The organism is Rhodovarius crocodyli, from assembly GCF_004005855.1.
Lineage (GTDB): Bacteria > Pseudomonadota > Alphaproteobacteria > Acetobacterales > Acetobacteraceae > Rhodovarius > Rhodovarius crocodyli.
Genome location: NZ_SACL01000003.1, coordinates 574,578 through 587,563, shown reverse-complemented (window position 1 = coordinate 587,563; position 12,986 = coordinate 574,578). Strand labels below are relative to the sequence as shown.

The 12,986-nt window shown below is 68.2% G+C and carries 13 protein-coding genes; 7 read left to right on the top strand and 6 right to left on the bottom strand.

Annotation, left to right across the window (positions count from 1 at the left end; all coding sequences use genetic code 11):
* The first annotated feature begins 3 nt into the window (after positions 1-3).
* The gene (locus EOD42_RS11975) at positions 4-345 is read left to right on the top strand and encodes a hypothetical protein (protein WP_127787748.1); all 342 of its coding nucleotides are present in this window, start codon (positions 4-6) and stop codon (positions 343-345) included.
* A 33-nt stretch (positions 346-378) separates the two neighbouring features.
* Here the strand turns inward: EOD42_RS11975 and EOD42_RS11970 are convergent, their stop codons facing one another.
* From EOD42_RS11970 to EOD42_RS11960, 3 genes are read right to left on the bottom strand one after another with little or no spacing between them, the layout of a single operon-like run.
* Positions 379-1,359: a ketopantoate reductase family protein gene (locus EOD42_RS11970; RefSeq protein WP_127787747.1), complete on the bottom strand. Its 981-nt coding sequence runs from the start codon at positions 1,357-1,359 to the stop codon at positions 379-381.
* A complete protein-coding gene (locus EOD42_RS11965; protein WP_164867902.1) occupies positions 1,356-2,144 on the bottom strand; it encodes a creatininase family protein in 789 nt (262 codons plus the stop codon). The genes EOD42_RS11970 and EOD42_RS11965 overlap by 4 nt, the downstream gene beginning before the upstream one ends.
* A complete protein-coding gene (locus EOD42_RS11960) occupies positions 2,141-3,319 on the bottom strand; it encodes a M20 metallopeptidase family protein (protein WP_127787745.1) in 1,179 nt (392 codons plus the stop codon). The genes EOD42_RS11965 and EOD42_RS11960 overlap by 4 nt, the downstream gene beginning before the upstream one ends.
* A 145-nt stretch (positions 3,320-3,464) precedes the next feature.
* On the opposite strand from EOD42_RS11960, the gene EOD42_RS11955 reads away from it, so the two are divergent.
* The 4 genes from EOD42_RS11955 to EOD42_RS11940 all read left to right on the top strand — a co-directional run bounded on the left by EOD42_RS11955 (position 3,465) and on the right by EOD42_RS11940 (position 7,562).
* The gene (locus tag EOD42_RS11955) at positions 3,465-4,451 is read left to right on the top strand and encodes a Bug family tripartite tricarboxylate transporter substrate binding protein (RefSeq protein WP_127787744.1); all 987 of its coding nucleotides are present in this window, start codon (positions 3,465-3,467) and stop codon (positions 4,449-4,451) included.
* A 170-nt stretch (positions 4,452-4,621) separates the two neighbouring features.
* Entirely contained in the window at positions 4,622-5,224 is a 603-nt protein-coding gene (locus EOD42_RS11950) for a tripartite tricarboxylate transporter TctB family protein (protein ID WP_127787743.1), read from the top strand.
* A gap of 10 nt (positions 5,225-5,234) precedes the next feature.
* Complete coding sequence (locus EOD42_RS11945; protein ID WP_127787742.1) at positions 5,235-6,737, top strand: tripartite tricarboxylate transporter permease; 1,503 nt, start codon at positions 5,235-5,237, stop codon at positions 6,735-6,737.
* A gap of 72 nt (positions 6,738-6,809) precedes the next feature.
* Positions 6,810-7,562 carry an SDR family oxidoreductase gene (locus EOD42_RS11940; protein WP_127787741.1) on the top strand — a complete coding sequence of 251 codons (753 nt, stop codon included), beginning with the start codon at positions 6,810-6,812 and terminating at the stop codon, positions 7,560-7,562.
* A gap of 248 nt (positions 7,563-7,810) precedes the next feature.
* On the opposite strand, the gene EOD42_RS11935 is transcribed toward EOD42_RS11940, so the two are convergent.
* Positions 7,811-8,179: a putative quinol monooxygenase gene (locus EOD42_RS11935; RefSeq protein WP_127787740.1), complete on the bottom strand. Its 369-nt coding sequence runs from the start codon at positions 8,177-8,179 to the stop codon at positions 7,811-7,813.
* 134 nt (positions 8,180-8,313) lie between these two features.
* Here EOD42_RS11935 and EOD42_RS11930 point away from each other — a divergent pair, with 134 nt between their 5' ends.
* Together EOD42_RS11930 and EOD42_RS11925 are read left to right on the top strand one after the other, a co-directional pair.
* Positions 8,314-11,097 (top strand): FAD-dependent oxidoreductase, encoded by a 2,784-nt coding sequence (locus tag EOD42_RS11930; protein WP_127787739.1) that lies wholly within the window; start codon positions 8,314-8,316, stop codon positions 11,095-11,097.
* 2 nt (positions 11,098-11,099) lie between these two features.
* Positions 11,100-11,609, top strand: coding sequence for an aromatic-ring-hydroxylating dioxygenase subunit beta (locus EOD42_RS11925; RefSeq protein WP_127787738.1), 510 nt, complete (start codon positions 11,100-11,102; stop codon positions 11,607-11,609).
* A gap of 264 nt (positions 11,610-11,873) precedes the next feature.
* Here the strand turns inward: EOD42_RS11925 and minE are convergent, their stop codons facing one another.
* Both minE and minD read right to left on the bottom strand, forming a co-directional pair.
* Positions 11,874-12,155 (bottom strand): cell division topological specificity factor MinE, encoded by a 282-nt coding sequence (gene minE / locus EOD42_RS11920; protein WP_127787737.1) that lies wholly within the window; start codon positions 12,153-12,155, stop codon positions 11,874-11,876.
* Positions 12,155-12,976, bottom strand: coding sequence for a septum site-determining protein MinD (gene minD, locus EOD42_RS11915; RefSeq protein WP_127787736.1), 822 nt, complete (start codon positions 12,974-12,976; stop codon positions 12,155-12,157). The genes minE and minD overlap by 1 nt, the downstream gene beginning before the upstream one ends.
* Positions 12,977-12,986 lie beyond the last annotated feature (10 nt).

Below are 12,986 nucleotides of genomic sequence, written 5' to 3'. Positions count from 1 at the left end.
AACATGTTCCGTCGTTTCCTTGCCGCTTCCGCTTTCGCGGCGATGGCTGCCGCGGCCACCCCGGCCTTCGCGCAGTGCGACACCACCTTCACGCTGGCGAATGCCTCCGGCGTCACCATCATGGAGCTGTATTTCAGCAGCTCCAACAACTCCAACTGGGGCAATGACCGCCTGGGCAGCAACGTCCTGCCGGCCGGCCGCCAGATGACGTTCCAGCCGCGCCCCGGCGGCCGCTACGACTTCCGCGCCGTGTTCGAGAACGGCAGCTCGGTCGAGCGTCGCGGCGTGGACCTGTGCTCGGTCTCGACCGTGACGGTGCAGCGCGGCGGCATTTCCGCCAACTGACAAGGGTGGGGCGGCACGCGCCGCCCCGTCCACTCACGCCTGGTACAGGCCCGCGGCCGCCGCGGTCTGCCGCGCCAGCGCCACGCACAGGTCCAGCGTCGGCGTCTCCACCCCCGCCTGGCGCGCCAGCAGCAGCGGCAGGTCGAAGATCGCCGCGACCTCCATCGGCCGCCCCGCTTCCAGATCCTGCAGGATGGACGGCTTGTGCGCCGTGTTCACGCTGCGGGCGAAGCGGTCCTCGGCGTTGATCTCCAGCTTGATGCCCAGACCCGCCGCGATGGCGATGGATTCGTTCAGGCTGCGCAGCGCGGCTTCGCGCACCGCCGGGTCGGCCAGCGTCGTCTTCATGTCCTGCCGCGACAGCACGCAGAGCGGCCCCTGCGACAGGTTGCCGATCAGCTTGGCCCACAGCTCCGTGCGGATGTCGGGCACCGCCTTGGCGCCCAGCCCGCCGGCCTTCAGGATATCCGCGATCGCCTGCGCGCGGGCAGAGACAGTGCCGTCGGGCTCACCCAGGATCAGGCGCGAGGTGGGGCTGCGCACCTCCACCACCCCCGGCTCCGTCACGGTGCAGGCCGACCACACCACGCCGCCCAGCGTGCGCTCGATGCCCACGGCCTTGCGCATCGCGTCGCCGGGGTCGACCTGCGGCAGGCGGGTGCCCTGGTTCGGGCCGCCCTCGGAATCGTAATACCACCAGGGAATGCCGTTCACGACGAAGGCCACGCTGGTGTCGGGCCCCAGCAGCGGCGCGATGGTGCCGGCGACGGAAGGCAGGGCGGTCTGCTTGGTGGTGACCAGCACCGCGTCCTGCGGGCCCAACTCCGCGGGATCGGCGGCGGCGCGGGGCATGCAGTGCAGCTCGCCGTCGGGCGCGCGCACGGTGATGCCCTTCTCACGGATCGCGGCCAGCTGCGAGCCGCGCGCGATGACGGACAGCTCCGCGCCGCCCTTGGCGAGGCGGCCGGCCAGGTGGCTGCCGATGGCGCCGGTTCCGAACACGCAGATCTTCATGCGGGGTATTCCTTCATGGCGGCAAGGCCGTCGCGGATGGCGGCGGCCAATGCCGCCACGATGTGTTGCCCATGCGCGGCGGTGGCGCCGCGCGGGTCGGTGGCCTGGGTGCCGCCGGGCGCGATCTCCTGGATCGTGACCGGCACGCCCAGATTGACGCCCCCCACCCGCACCGTGCCGAAGCCGGAAACCGGATGGCCCAGCAGCTGGCCCGGCTCCGCGCGCGGCGCCAGCGCCCAGGGGCGGCAGAGTTCGGGGAACAGGTGCAGCGCGGTGCCCAGCACCGGGTTGCCGCCATGGCCGATGGTCTCCGGCGGCACGCCGAAGCCGGCGAGCAGCGGCGTCACCTCGCGCCAGAGATGCAGAACCGGAACGACCTGACCATGCGCCTCACGGAAGCGGCGCTGGGCTTCCTCGATGGCGGGGATGTTGCCGCCATGGCCGCTGACGATCAGCAGGCGCCCGGCACCGGCGGCGCGCAGGCATTCCAGGCTGTCGCGGATCACGCCCGACAGGGTGGCGTGGGTCAGGGAAATGCCGCCTGGCACGCCGCGGAAGAAGTCCTCGCCGCCGAAGGGCAGCGGGGGCAGCACGAGCGCGTCGTCGCCGGCGGCCTTCGCGGCCTCGGCGCCGGCCAGGGCGATCGCCTCGGCCAGCAGGTAGTCGCCCATGGGGGCGGCGGGGCCATGGGTCTCCGTGCTGCCCAGGGGCAGCAGGATGGCGGCGCCGGCGGCGATCCGGGCCGCGACCTCGGGTGCCGTCAGCCGCGCGATGGCGTGGCTCAACGCAGGCGCTCGGTCACGATCCGCGCCAGGGCCCGCACGCCCAGGCCGATGCAGGCCTCGTCCGGCTGGTAGAAGGCGTTGTGCAGCCGGTCAGCGCGGCCGGGCGCGCCCGCGCCCACCAGCAGGTGGAAGCTCGGCACCCGGTCGGCAAAGGCGGAGAAGTCCTCGGCGCCCATGGAGGGTTCGCGCTGCAGCAGGGGCTTTCCGAAATGATCCGTCACGGCGGCGATGGCGGGGTCCATCACGCTGTCGTCGTTCATCAGCGACGGCACCATGCGGCGATAGTCCAGCGTGACCTTCACCCGCATCGCCTCGCCCAGGCCCTGGCACAGCCGGGCGATCGCCTGCTCGGCCACATCGCGCGCTTCCTTGTGCAGGGTGCGCACGGTGCCCTTCAGCGCCACGCGCTCGGGGATGATGTTGTAGGTGGTGCCGCCCTGGAACATGCCGACCGTGACCACGCAGGGGTGGATGGCCTTCTGTTCGCGGCTGACCACGGTCTGCAGCTGCGTCAACAGGTGGGCAGCGGCCACGATGGGGTCCACGGCGGCATAGGGGTGGGCGGCATGGCCCGACTTGCCCTGCACCGTGATGTCGAAGCGGTCGGACGCCGCCAGGGCCGCGCCGCGCACGAAGCCGAACTCGCCCACCGGCATGTCGGGCATGTTGTGGAAGCCGATGGCGAGGTCCAGGCCATCCGCGGCGCCATCCGCGATCATGGCCGGCGCGCCTTCCAGCACTTCCTCGGCCGGCTGGAAGATCAGGCGGATGGTGCCGGCCAGCTGCGGGGCCAGTTCCTTCAGCACCTCGGCCGCGCCCAGCAGCGTGGTGGTGTGGATGTCATGGCCGCAGGCATGCATCTGGCCGTCGATGCGGCTGGCGAAGGCCTGGCCGGTTTCCTCATGGATCGGCAGCGCGTCCATGTCGGCGCGGATGGCGATGGTGGGACCGGGGCGGCCGCCCTTGATCTCACCCACCACGCCCGTCTTGCCGACGCCCGTGCGGTGTTCGATTCCCATCCGGGCCAATTCGGCGGCGACGATCCCGGCGGTGCGCACTTCCTGGAAGGCGAGTTCCGGGTGGCTGTGGATGTCGCGGCGGATCTCGATCAACCGGGGCTCCAGGGCCGCGGTCTTCTCGTCGAGGAAGGCCTGGATGTCATTGATGGTCGCCATGGGTGCCCCGCGTCGGTGATGCCGGCACCGGGTATCCGCCGCCTCGGGGCGGGAGTCCAGATTGTCATACCGAAGCCGTCACTTGCAGGGTTGATCGTACAAGCTGGGACTGCGATAGGTTGCGCATAAATCGGGGAGTAACCCAATGTCCAAGATCGCGCGCCGTGGGCTCCTCGCCCGTTCCGGCCTGGTTCTGCCGTTGCTGTCGGCGCCTTCCCTGGCGCGCGCGCAGGGCGGCTTTCCGAACGGCCCCATCAAGCTGATCGTGCCCTTCGCGCCCGGCGGCAGCACCGACCTGGTGGCCAGGCTGATCGCCACGCCCCTGTCGGAGAAGCTGGGCGCGGCCGTCACCATCGACAACCGCGCGGGTGCGGGTGCGACGGTGGGCAGCATCGCCGTCCAGCAATCCGCGCCTGATGGCCAGACCCTATTGCTGAGCAACATCGCCAGCCAGGCGATCGCTCCCTTCCTGTATCCGGGCCTGCGCTATGACGTGATGCGGGACTTCACCCACATCGCGATGATCACGACCAACCCCTCGGTATTCGTCGCGAACAAGGACAGCGGAATCCGCACCATGGCCGATGTGGCACGGGTGCACCGCGCGGCGGCCGAGGGAATCGACATGGCCAGTTCCGGCGTCGGTTCCTCCAACCACATGCTGATCGTGATGCTGGGCCAGCTGCTGGGCAAGCCGGTGAACCACATCCCGTTCCGCGGCGCGGGCCCGGCCATGACGGCGGTCCTGGCCGGCCAGGTGCCGCTGATGAGCGACAGCCTGCCCTCATCCGTTTCGCATCTGCGACAGGGCTCCGTCCGGGCCATCGGGATGGCGAGTCCCGAGCGCCATCCCCTGTTCCCGGACATCCCGACCCTGCGTGAACAGGGCTATGACCTGGCGAGCACCAGCTGGTTCGGACTTTCGGGCCCCGCGGGCATGCAGCCTGCGGTTGTAGAGCGCCTCAACCGAGAGGTGAGTTCGATCTTGTCCCAACCAGACATTCAGCTTCGGTTCAGGGATCTCGGCGGCACCGCGCAGGCGATGCAGGCCTCTGAATTCCAAGAATTTGTGCGGCGCGAACTGGACAAGTGGGGTCCGGTGGTGAGAGCCTCCGGCGCCCGTGTGGAATAGTCCTTTTAATGTTGCGGCGCAGCATGGGTTTTCGCAATCCCATTGCGCTTGGGGCTGGACGCGCGCAAGACGATTTGCATGATGGCGCAAACCCGCTAAGCCCGAGCGGGCGCATCCTCCAATTGCGGGATGCGCTCCCTTGGGCTGGATGGTCTGGGAAAGGCTAAAGGATGAAAATCAATCAACGGGACATCGCCTCGGGCGTGTTCTTTATCGTGCTCGCGGCGATCGGCCTCTGGCTGAACACCGAGCACACGATGGGTAGCGCCCGCCGGATGGGTCCCGGCTACATGCCTTGGCTCGTGTTCTGGCTGCAGATCGCGCTTGGCGTCGGCGTGGTTCTGGTCGGCACCGCCAGCGGCCCCGAGAAGATGGACCGCTGGAAGGCCGACGAGATCGGCACCTTCATCGGCGGTATCGTCGCGGGCTTCGCGGCCTGGTGGCTGCTGCACAGCCTGGGTGGCTACTTCGCCATCGGCTACAACTCGCTGGGCTGCGGCATCCTGGTGGGCTTCCTGGTGCTCAGCATCGCGCCGGGCTGGCGGTTCCTGGGAATGATCATGGTCTCCATGGCCATCTTCGCCCTTCTGCTGGAACAATTTGGCTTCTTTGCGGCACTGATCGGCCTCATCGTCGCCTCCTGCCTGCCGGAGCGTGAGCACACCAGCAAGCCTCTCGGCGTCCTGCTGTGCACCCTGTTTCTCCTCGCGCTGTGCTGGTTCGTGTTCATCTACGAGCTGGATATCCGCGTGAACCTGTGGCCGACCGGCTGAGGGAACGTTCATGGAAACTCTTATCGGTAACCTCGCGCATGGTTTCGGTGTGGCGATCAGCTTCACCAACCTCGGCGCAGCGCTCCTCGGCGCACTGATCGGCACGGCCATCGGCGTGCTGCCGGGCATCGGCCCGGTGGCCACCATCTCGCTGCTGCTGCCCATCACCTTCGGCATGTCGGCGACCACCGCCATCATCATGCTCGCGGGCATCTTCTACGGCGCTCAGTACGGCGGTTCCACGACCGCCATCCTGCTGAACCTGCCGGGTGAGGTCTCCTCGGTCGTGACGACGCTCGAAGGCTACAAGATGGCCCGCAACGGTCGCGCGGGTGCCGCGCTGACCACCGCGGCCCTCGGCAGCTTCTTCGCGGGCACCGTCGCCACGGTGCTGGTGGCGGCCTCCGGCCCGCTGCTGACGCAGGTGGCGCTGTCCTTCGGCCCGGCCGACTACTTCTCGCTGATGCTGCTCGGCCTGATCATCGCCTCGGTGCTGGCGCAGGGCTCCATCGTGAAGGCCATCGGCATGGTGGTCGTGGGTGTGGCGCTCGGCCTGGTCGGCACGGACGTGCAGACGGGTCAGCAGCGCTTCACCTTCGGCATCCCTGAGCTGTCCGACGGCATCGGCTTCGTGCCGGTCGCCATGGGCATGTTCGGCATCGCCGAGATCGTGCTGAACCTGGAACGCCCGGAAGCCCGCTCGGTGCTCAGCACCAAGGTGGGCAGCCTGTACCTGACCCGTGAGGAGTTCAAGCGCTCCATCGCCCCGGTGCTTCGCGGCACGGTGGTGGGCTCCGTGCTCGGCATCCTGCCGGGTGGCGGTGCGTCGCTCGCGGCCTTCGGCAGCTACATGATGGAGCGCAAGCTCTCCCGCTATCGCCACCAGTTCGGCAATGGCGCCATCGAGGGCGTGGCCGGTCCCGAGTCCGCGAACAACGCGGCCGCGCAGACCAGCTTCATCCCGCTGCTGACGCTGGGCATCCCGTCCAACGCCGTGATGGCGCTGATGGTCGGCGCGCTGATCATCCAGGGCATCCAGCCCGGCCCCCGCATGGTGGAGGCCCAGCCGGACCTGTTCTGGGGCCTGATCGCGTCCATGTGGGTCGGTAACCTGATGCTGCTGGTGATCAACCTGCCGATGATCGGCATGTGGGTCAGCCTGCTGAAGGTTCCCTACAAGTACATGTACCCGTCGATCCTGGTGTTCTGCTCGATCGGTGTGTACTCGCTGAACAACAACGTGTTCGACGTGTACATGACGATCCTGTTCTCCGTCTTCGGCTACCTCTGCAACAAGCTGCGCATGGAAGCCGCCCCGCTTCTGATCGGCTTCGTGCTGGGCCCGATGATGGAAGAGCACCTGCGCCGCGCGATGCTGCTGTCCCGTGGCGACGCCATGGTGTTCCTGCAGCGTCCGATCTCGGCCACGCTGCTGGGCATCGGTGCCGCCGCCCTGCTGGCGATGGCCCTGCCCTCCCTGCGCAAGGGCAAGAACGCCGCGATGGCCGAGTAACTCGACCAACCCGGTTCACAACCGACGCCTCGGAGGGCAACCTCCGGGGCGTTTTCTATTCGGGGGTTGGCCATGGATCTGAAGCTGCAAGGGCGCGTGGCGCTCGTCACCGGGGCATCGGCGGGGCTGGGCCGCACCATCGCGAAGATGCTGGCCGAGGAAGGCTGCAAGCTGGCCATTCTGGGCCGCCGCCGCCCCCTGCTGGAAAGCCTGGCCGCCGAACTGCCCGCCGCCGCCGAGCCCCTGATCATTCAGGAAGACATCACCGACCCCACCGCCGCCACGCGCATCCGCGACGCGGTGCTGGAACGCTTCGGCTGCTGCGACATCCTGGTGAACAACGCCGGCGGCAGCCGCCCCCAGCCCGACCTGGGCGCGCCCGAGGTCTGGGCCGAAGCCATGGAGCTGAACTTCCACGCCGGGCTGCGCATCACCCACGCCCTGGTGCCCGCCATGCAGGAACGCCAGTACGGCCGCATCATCAACCTGACCGGCCAGGATGAGCCCCACAACGTCAACGCCGCCAACGCGCCCAACGGCGCGGTGCACATCTGGGCCAAGGCCCTGTCGCGCCAGCTCGGCCGCGACGGCATCACAGTGAATTCCATCCCGCCCGGACGCATCCACTCCGAGCAGATCGACAACCGCATCATGCCCACGGAAGAAGCCCGCCGCGCCTGGGCCGAAACCCAGGTGCCCGTGGGCTATATCGGCGAACCCGAGGACCTGGCCGTGCTGGTGGCGTTCCTGGCCTCTCCGCGCGCCCGCTACATCACCGGCCAGGTGATCCACGTGGACGGCGGCACGCGGCGGTTCTCGCACTAGGCTGGCAAGGGCGCTCTCCGGGGGCCTTGCCCCCGGCCCCCCCACCGAGGGGCTCTGCCCCTCGGCACCCCGCCAAAGGCCGAAAGGCCCTTGGAAACCGGGGACTGAAAAAGCCGGAAGGGGACATCGTCCCCCTCCGGCTTTTTCAGTTGACGCATGGGTTCCAAGGGTCGTTACGACCCTTGGCGGGTGTCCAGAGGGCGGAGCCCCTCGGTGGGGGGGCCCGGGGCAAAGCCCCGGAGCGCGCCCTACCCCGCCTTGTTCAGGATCTCGTCCGGCGTGGAGGACACCACGTTGACGTAGCGCGGCTTGAAGGCCGCGGGGCCGCCTTCGATGTACTTGATGAATTCGGGCTTCATGTCCTTCAGCACCGGCAGGATGGCCGCGTGTTCCTCGATGCTGGCCCATTCGGCGATCAGGAAGAAGCGCGTCTTGTCCGTCGCGTCCTGGCACAGCACGCCGTCCTTCCGCTGGGCGGGGGATTTGTGCATGGGGTTGTCGTCGCCGTAGTCGAACTCTTCGAACAGGCGGATGAACTCCTCCTGGAAGCCGTCCTTCACGTGGAAGTCGTAGATGTGGAGAATGTTGCCGCGCTGGGCGAGCGGTTCCTGAGCCATTCTTGCCTCTCTGCCATCCCGTTGTGCAGTTTAGGCAGCATACTGAGGATGTGGCCCGGCGCAATGCCTGTTGCAGCGCCGGGGCGAAATGCTCAATATACTGAGCATCTAGGGGCAAGCACGGAGGGCCGCGCATGGCGTGGCAATTGGCGGCGCCTGCCGGGGCGCTGGCGGAAAACCAGGTCATCGGCGTGCGCCTTGGTGAGACTGAGGTGGCACTGTACCGCCTGAATGGCGAGGTCTTCGCCACCCATGGCGTCTGCACCCACGCGCTCGCCTTCATGAAGGACGGCTTCCTGGAGAACGGGCAGATCGAGTGCCCGCTGCATCAGGGGCGTTTCGATGTCCGCAGCGGGCGCGCGCTCTGCGCCCCGCTCAGCCGTAACTTGCCGACCTATGCCGCCGAGACGCGGGGCGACGAGATCTGGGTCGATCTCGACCAGCCCGGCCGGGCCGCCCCCACCGCCACCCCCCAGGCAGAGCCGCATGACGCCACCCGCCGCCTGGTGGTGGTGGGCGCCGGCCAGGCCGCCGCCGCCGCCATCCGCGCAGCGCGGGAGGCAGGTTTCGCCGGCCCGATCGCCCTGGTGGGCGAGGAACCCCACCTGCCCTATGAGCGCCCGCCTTTGTCGAAGGAGGCGCTGCTCGACGCCGGCGCCGCCATCCCGGATTGCCTGGACCCGGCGGCCACATCGGTCGACCTGCATCTCGGCCGCCGGGTCGAAAGCCTGGGCGGGGGCCGTGTCACCCTCGCGGGTGGCGCCGTGCTGGAATACGACGCGCTGCTGATCGCGACCGGCGGGCGGGCGCGGCGCCTTTCCGTGCCGGGCGCCGACCTGCGCGGCGTGCATTATCTGCGCACGCGAGAGGACGCGGACAGCATCGCCGACGCCCTCGCCAAGGCACGCCGCGTGGTCGTGGTCGGCGGCGGCTTCATCGGCCTCGAACTGGCCTCCGCCGCGCGCAAGATGGGGGTCGCCGTCACCCTGCTGGAACAGGCGCCGGAGCTGATGGCCCGCCTGCTGCCCGCCCCCATCGGCGCGGCCTTCCGCCAGCTGGCCGAAAGCCATGGCGTGGAGGTGCGGCGCGGCCTGGCGGTGCAGTCCATCGCACAGCATGGCGCCGCCCTGCTGGTCTCCACCGGCGACGAGTTCTTCGAAGCTGACGCCGTGCTGGTGGGCGTGGGGCTGGAGCCGGAAACCGCGCTGGCCACCGCCGCCGGCTGCAGGCTGAAGGCCGGCGCCATCGCGATCGACGAGGCCGGGCGCACCTCCATCCCCGGCATCTGGGCGGCGGGCGACTGCGCGGCCTATCCCGCGCCCATCCGCGGTGCCGACCGGCGGCTGGAAAGCTGGCAATTCGCCGAGGATTCCGGGGCCGCCGCCGGCCGCTCCATCGCAGGTGCCGCCCCTGCCCCGCTACGAACCCCCTGGTTCTGGTCCGACCAGTTCGGCGTGAACATCCAGATGCTGGGCATGCCGCTGGCCACAGACCGCGTGGCCCGGTCCGGCGCCTGCTACTGGACCGCCGACGCCGAAGGCCGACCCACCGCCATCATCGCGCTGAACGACGCCGCAGCCATTCATGCGGCGCGCAAATCCCTCACCATCCCTGCTCAAGCACGCTGGCTCGACGAGCCCGAGGAGCCGCCCATGGACACGCATGCGGAGAACCGCGGCCTCACCCTCTCCCGCCGCTATGCCTGGCCCGCCGAGGGCCTGACCCGCATCCCGGACTGGGTCTACACCGACCCCTGGATCTATGAGCGCGAGGTGGAGCGCATCTTCAAGGGCCGCACCTGGAACTACGTTGCGCTCGAATCAGAGATCCCGAACAGCGGCGACTATATCCGCAGCCATGTGGGGCCCACCCCCGTCGTGGTCTCGCGCGCCGAGGACGGCAGCATCAATGTGTTCGAGAACCGCTGCACCCATCGCGCCGCCGAGTTCTGCCGCGAGCTGAAGGGCAATGTCCCGGAATTCGTCTGCCCCTATCACCAGTGGACCTATGACCTGAAGGGTAACCTGCAGGGCGTGCCGTTCCGGCGCGGGGCTGCCGGCAAGGGCGGCATGCCGGCCGACTTCAAGGTGGAGGACCACGGCCCCCGCAAGCTGGCCGTGACCACCCATCGCGGCGTCGTCTTCGCCAGCTATGCCGAGGACATGGAAAGCCTGCAGGACTATCTGGGCGCCGAGGTGATGCGCGAGTTCGAGGCGACCTTCGACGGCCGCAAGCTGGTCATCCTGGGCCACTACCGCCACACCCTGCCGGGTAACTGGAAGCTCTATCACGAGAACCTGAAGGACCCGTATCACGCCACCTTGCTGCACACCTTCCTGGTCGCCTTCGGCCTGCTGGTGGCCGGCAACCGCAGCCTGATGCTGGCCGACCCCAGCGGCCGCCACGGGGTGATGTGCTCCGCCAAATCCGACCCCTCCAAGATCGCGGCGGAGGACAAGAAGGAAATGCGCGCCTTCCACGACGGCATGAAGCTGGAAGACCCGCGCATGATGGATTTCTTCGACGAATTCGACAGCGAATGGTCCGTCACGATGTCCACCATCTGGCCGAACCTGATCGTCCAGCGGGAGATGAACACGCTGGGCATCCGCCAGATCGTGCCGACCGGCCCCAACGAATTCATCATGAAATGGACCATGTTCGGCTTCGAGGGCGACACCCCCGAGATGACCGCCCACCGCCTGCGCCAGGGCAATCTGATGGGCCCCGCCGGCTTCCTGGGCCTGGAGGACAATGAGGCCATGAAGTTCGTCCAGGACGGCATGCTGCGCGTGCCGGACGGCGAACACTACGTCGCCCTGGACCCCGCGACACCCGAGGGCACCTCGGACACCCTCATCTCCGAATCCGCCATCCGCGCCATGTACCGCCACTGGCGTGAAGTCATGGGGATCTGACCATGCCGGACAGCATCATGATGGACCCGCGCCTCTCGGCCCTGCTTCTCCGCGCGGAAGTCGACGCCTTCAACACCGACTACTGCGCCACGCTGGACGCGCAGAAGCTGATGGAATGGGTGGAGTTCTTCACCGAGGACGGGTTCTATTCCGTCATCAGCCGGGAAAACTTCGACAGCAACCTGCCCGTGGGCCTCATCCACTGCGAGGGCAAGGCCATGGTGAAGGACCGCGCCTTCGCCCTGCTGAAAACCGCCATGTTCGGCCCGCGCTACCTGCGCCACATGGTCTCCAACCTGGCCGTGGACCCACCCCGCCCGGATGGCAGCTTCGCCGCCCGCGCCAACTACATCGTGTTCGAAGTGCTGACCGACCGCCCCGATGCCCGCATCCTGCAGGTCGGCAGCTTCCTGGACGAATTCCGCCGCGTGGACGGCACACTGAAGCTGGCATCGCGCCGCTGCATCTACGACACGCTGCTGGTGCCGACCGCGCTGTGCATCCCGGTGTGAGGGGCGCTCCCCGGGGCTTTGCCCCGGACCCCACCAAGGGCTCTGCCCTCTGGACACCCGCCAAGGGTCGTAGCGACCCTTGGAACCCATCAGTCTTCTGAAAGTTTGGGGAGGGGGCTCGGAGCGCGTTTGGGTTCCACGGGCGCTTGCTGCCCCCTCCCCAAACTTTCAGCTCCCGGTTTCCAAAGGCCTTTCGGCCTTTGGTGGGGTGCAGGGGCAAAGCCCTTGCGCGGGGGTCCGGGGGCAAGGCCCCCGGGTCCACCCTCAGGCCGCGCTGCGCTTCGCGGTGCCGTTGCCCGGCAGTTCCACGCCGATGGCCAGTGTGCTCATGCCCTGGCCGCGTTCCAGGTCCACCTTCACCTTGTCGGCATCGATCTTCACGTAGCGCGCGACCACTTCCAGCAGCTCCTTCTGGAGCTTGGGCAGGAAGTCGTCGCCGTCGCGGCTGACGCGTTCATGCGCCAGGATGATCTGCAGCCGGTCCTTCGCCGCGGAGGCGCTGGGCGCCTCGGGCTTCTGCGACCGAAAGAAATTCAGCCAGGACATTATGCGGCCCTCCCGCCGAACAGGCGCCCGAACAGCCCCTTCTTCTTCTCGGTGTCGAGGAAGCGGTGCGGCTTGTCCTCGCCCAGGAATCGGGCGACGGCGTCCGCGTAAGCCTGACCGGCGGTGCTTTCATTGTCCAGAATAACCGGATTGCCGCTGTTGCTGGCCTTCAGCACGCTCTCGCTTTCCGGGATCACGCCCAGCAGCGGAATGGCCAGGATTTCCAGCACATCGTCCAGCTTCAGCATCTCGCCGCGCTCGACGCGCACGGGGTCATAGCGGGTCAGCAGCAGGTGCTGCTTCACCGGCTCGCGCTTTTCCTCGGCGCGCTTGGAGCGGGACTGGATGACGCCCAGGATGCGGTCGCTGTCGCGCACGGAGCTGACTTCGGGGTTGGTAACCACGATGGCCTGGTCGGCGTGATACAGCGCGTGCAGGGCGCCGCGCTCGATGCCGGCGGGACTGTCGCACAGGATGTAGTCGAATTCCTTCGCCAGTTCCTCGATGATCTTGCCGACGCCTTCATGCGTCAGCGCGTCCTTGTCGCGGGTCTGGCTGGCCGGGAGGATATAGAGCCCGTCCACGCGCTTGTCCTTGATCAGCGCCTGGTTCAGCTTCGCCTCGCCCGTGATCACGTTGATGATGTCGAACACCACCCGGCGCTCGACACCCATGATCAGGTCCAGGTTCCGCAGGCCGACGTCGAAGTCGATCACGACCGTGCGCTTGCCGCGCTGCGCGAGGCCGGTGGCGAAAGCGGCGGAGGAGGTGGTCTTGCCCACCCCACCCTTGCCGGACGTGACCGTGATGACCTGTGCCATGCGCTACCCT

Excerpts from the sequence above, each read along its gene's own strand:
- EOD42_RS11925 (WP_127787738.1), top strand. The coding sequence starts at position 11,100 with ATGCCGGACAGCATCATGATGGACCCGCGCCTCTCGGCCCTGCTTCTC.
- EOD42_RS11945 (WP_127787742.1), top strand. The coding sequence starts at position 5,235 with ATGGAAACTCTTATCGGTAACCTCGCGCATGGTTTCGGTGTGGCGATC.
- EOD42_RS11930 (WP_127787739.1), top strand. The coding sequence starts at position 8,314 with ATGGCGTGGCAATTGGCGGCGCCTGCCGGGGCGCTGGCGGAAAACCAG.
- EOD42_RS11955 (WP_127787744.1), top strand. The coding sequence starts at position 3,465 with ATGTCCAAGATCGCGCGCCGTGGGCTCCTCGCCCGTTCCGGCCTGGTT.
- EOD42_RS11935 (WP_127787740.1), bottom strand. The coding sequence starts at position 8,179 with ATGGCTCAGGAACCGCTCGCCCAGCGCGGCAACATTCTCCACATCTAC.
- EOD42_RS11960 (WP_127787745.1), bottom strand. The coding sequence starts at position 3,319 with ATGGCGACCATCAATGACATCCAGGCCTTCCTCGACGAGAAGACCGCG.
- EOD42_RS11940 (WP_127787741.1), top strand. The coding sequence starts at position 6,810 with ATGGATCTGAAGCTGCAAGGGCGCGTGGCGCTCGTCACCGGGGCATCG.
- minD (WP_127787736.1), bottom strand. The coding sequence starts at position 12,976 with ATGGCACAGGTCATCACGGTCACGTCCGGCAAGGGTGGGGTGGGCAAG.
- EOD42_RS11975 (WP_127787748.1), top strand. The coding sequence starts at position 4 with ATGTTCCGTCGTTTCCTTGCCGCTTCCGCTTTCGCGGCGATGGCTGCC.
- EOD42_RS11970 (WP_127787747.1), bottom strand. The coding sequence starts at position 1,359 with ATGAAGATCTGCGTGTTCGGAACCGGCGCCATCGGCAGCCACCTGGCC.
- minE (WP_127787737.1), bottom strand. The coding sequence starts at position 12,155 with ATGTCCTGGCTGAATTTCTTTCGGTCGCAGAAGCCCGAGGCGCCCAGC.
- EOD42_RS11950 (WP_127787743.1), top strand. The coding sequence starts at position 4,622 with ATGAAAATCAATCAACGGGACATCGCCTCGGGCGTGTTCTTTATCGTG.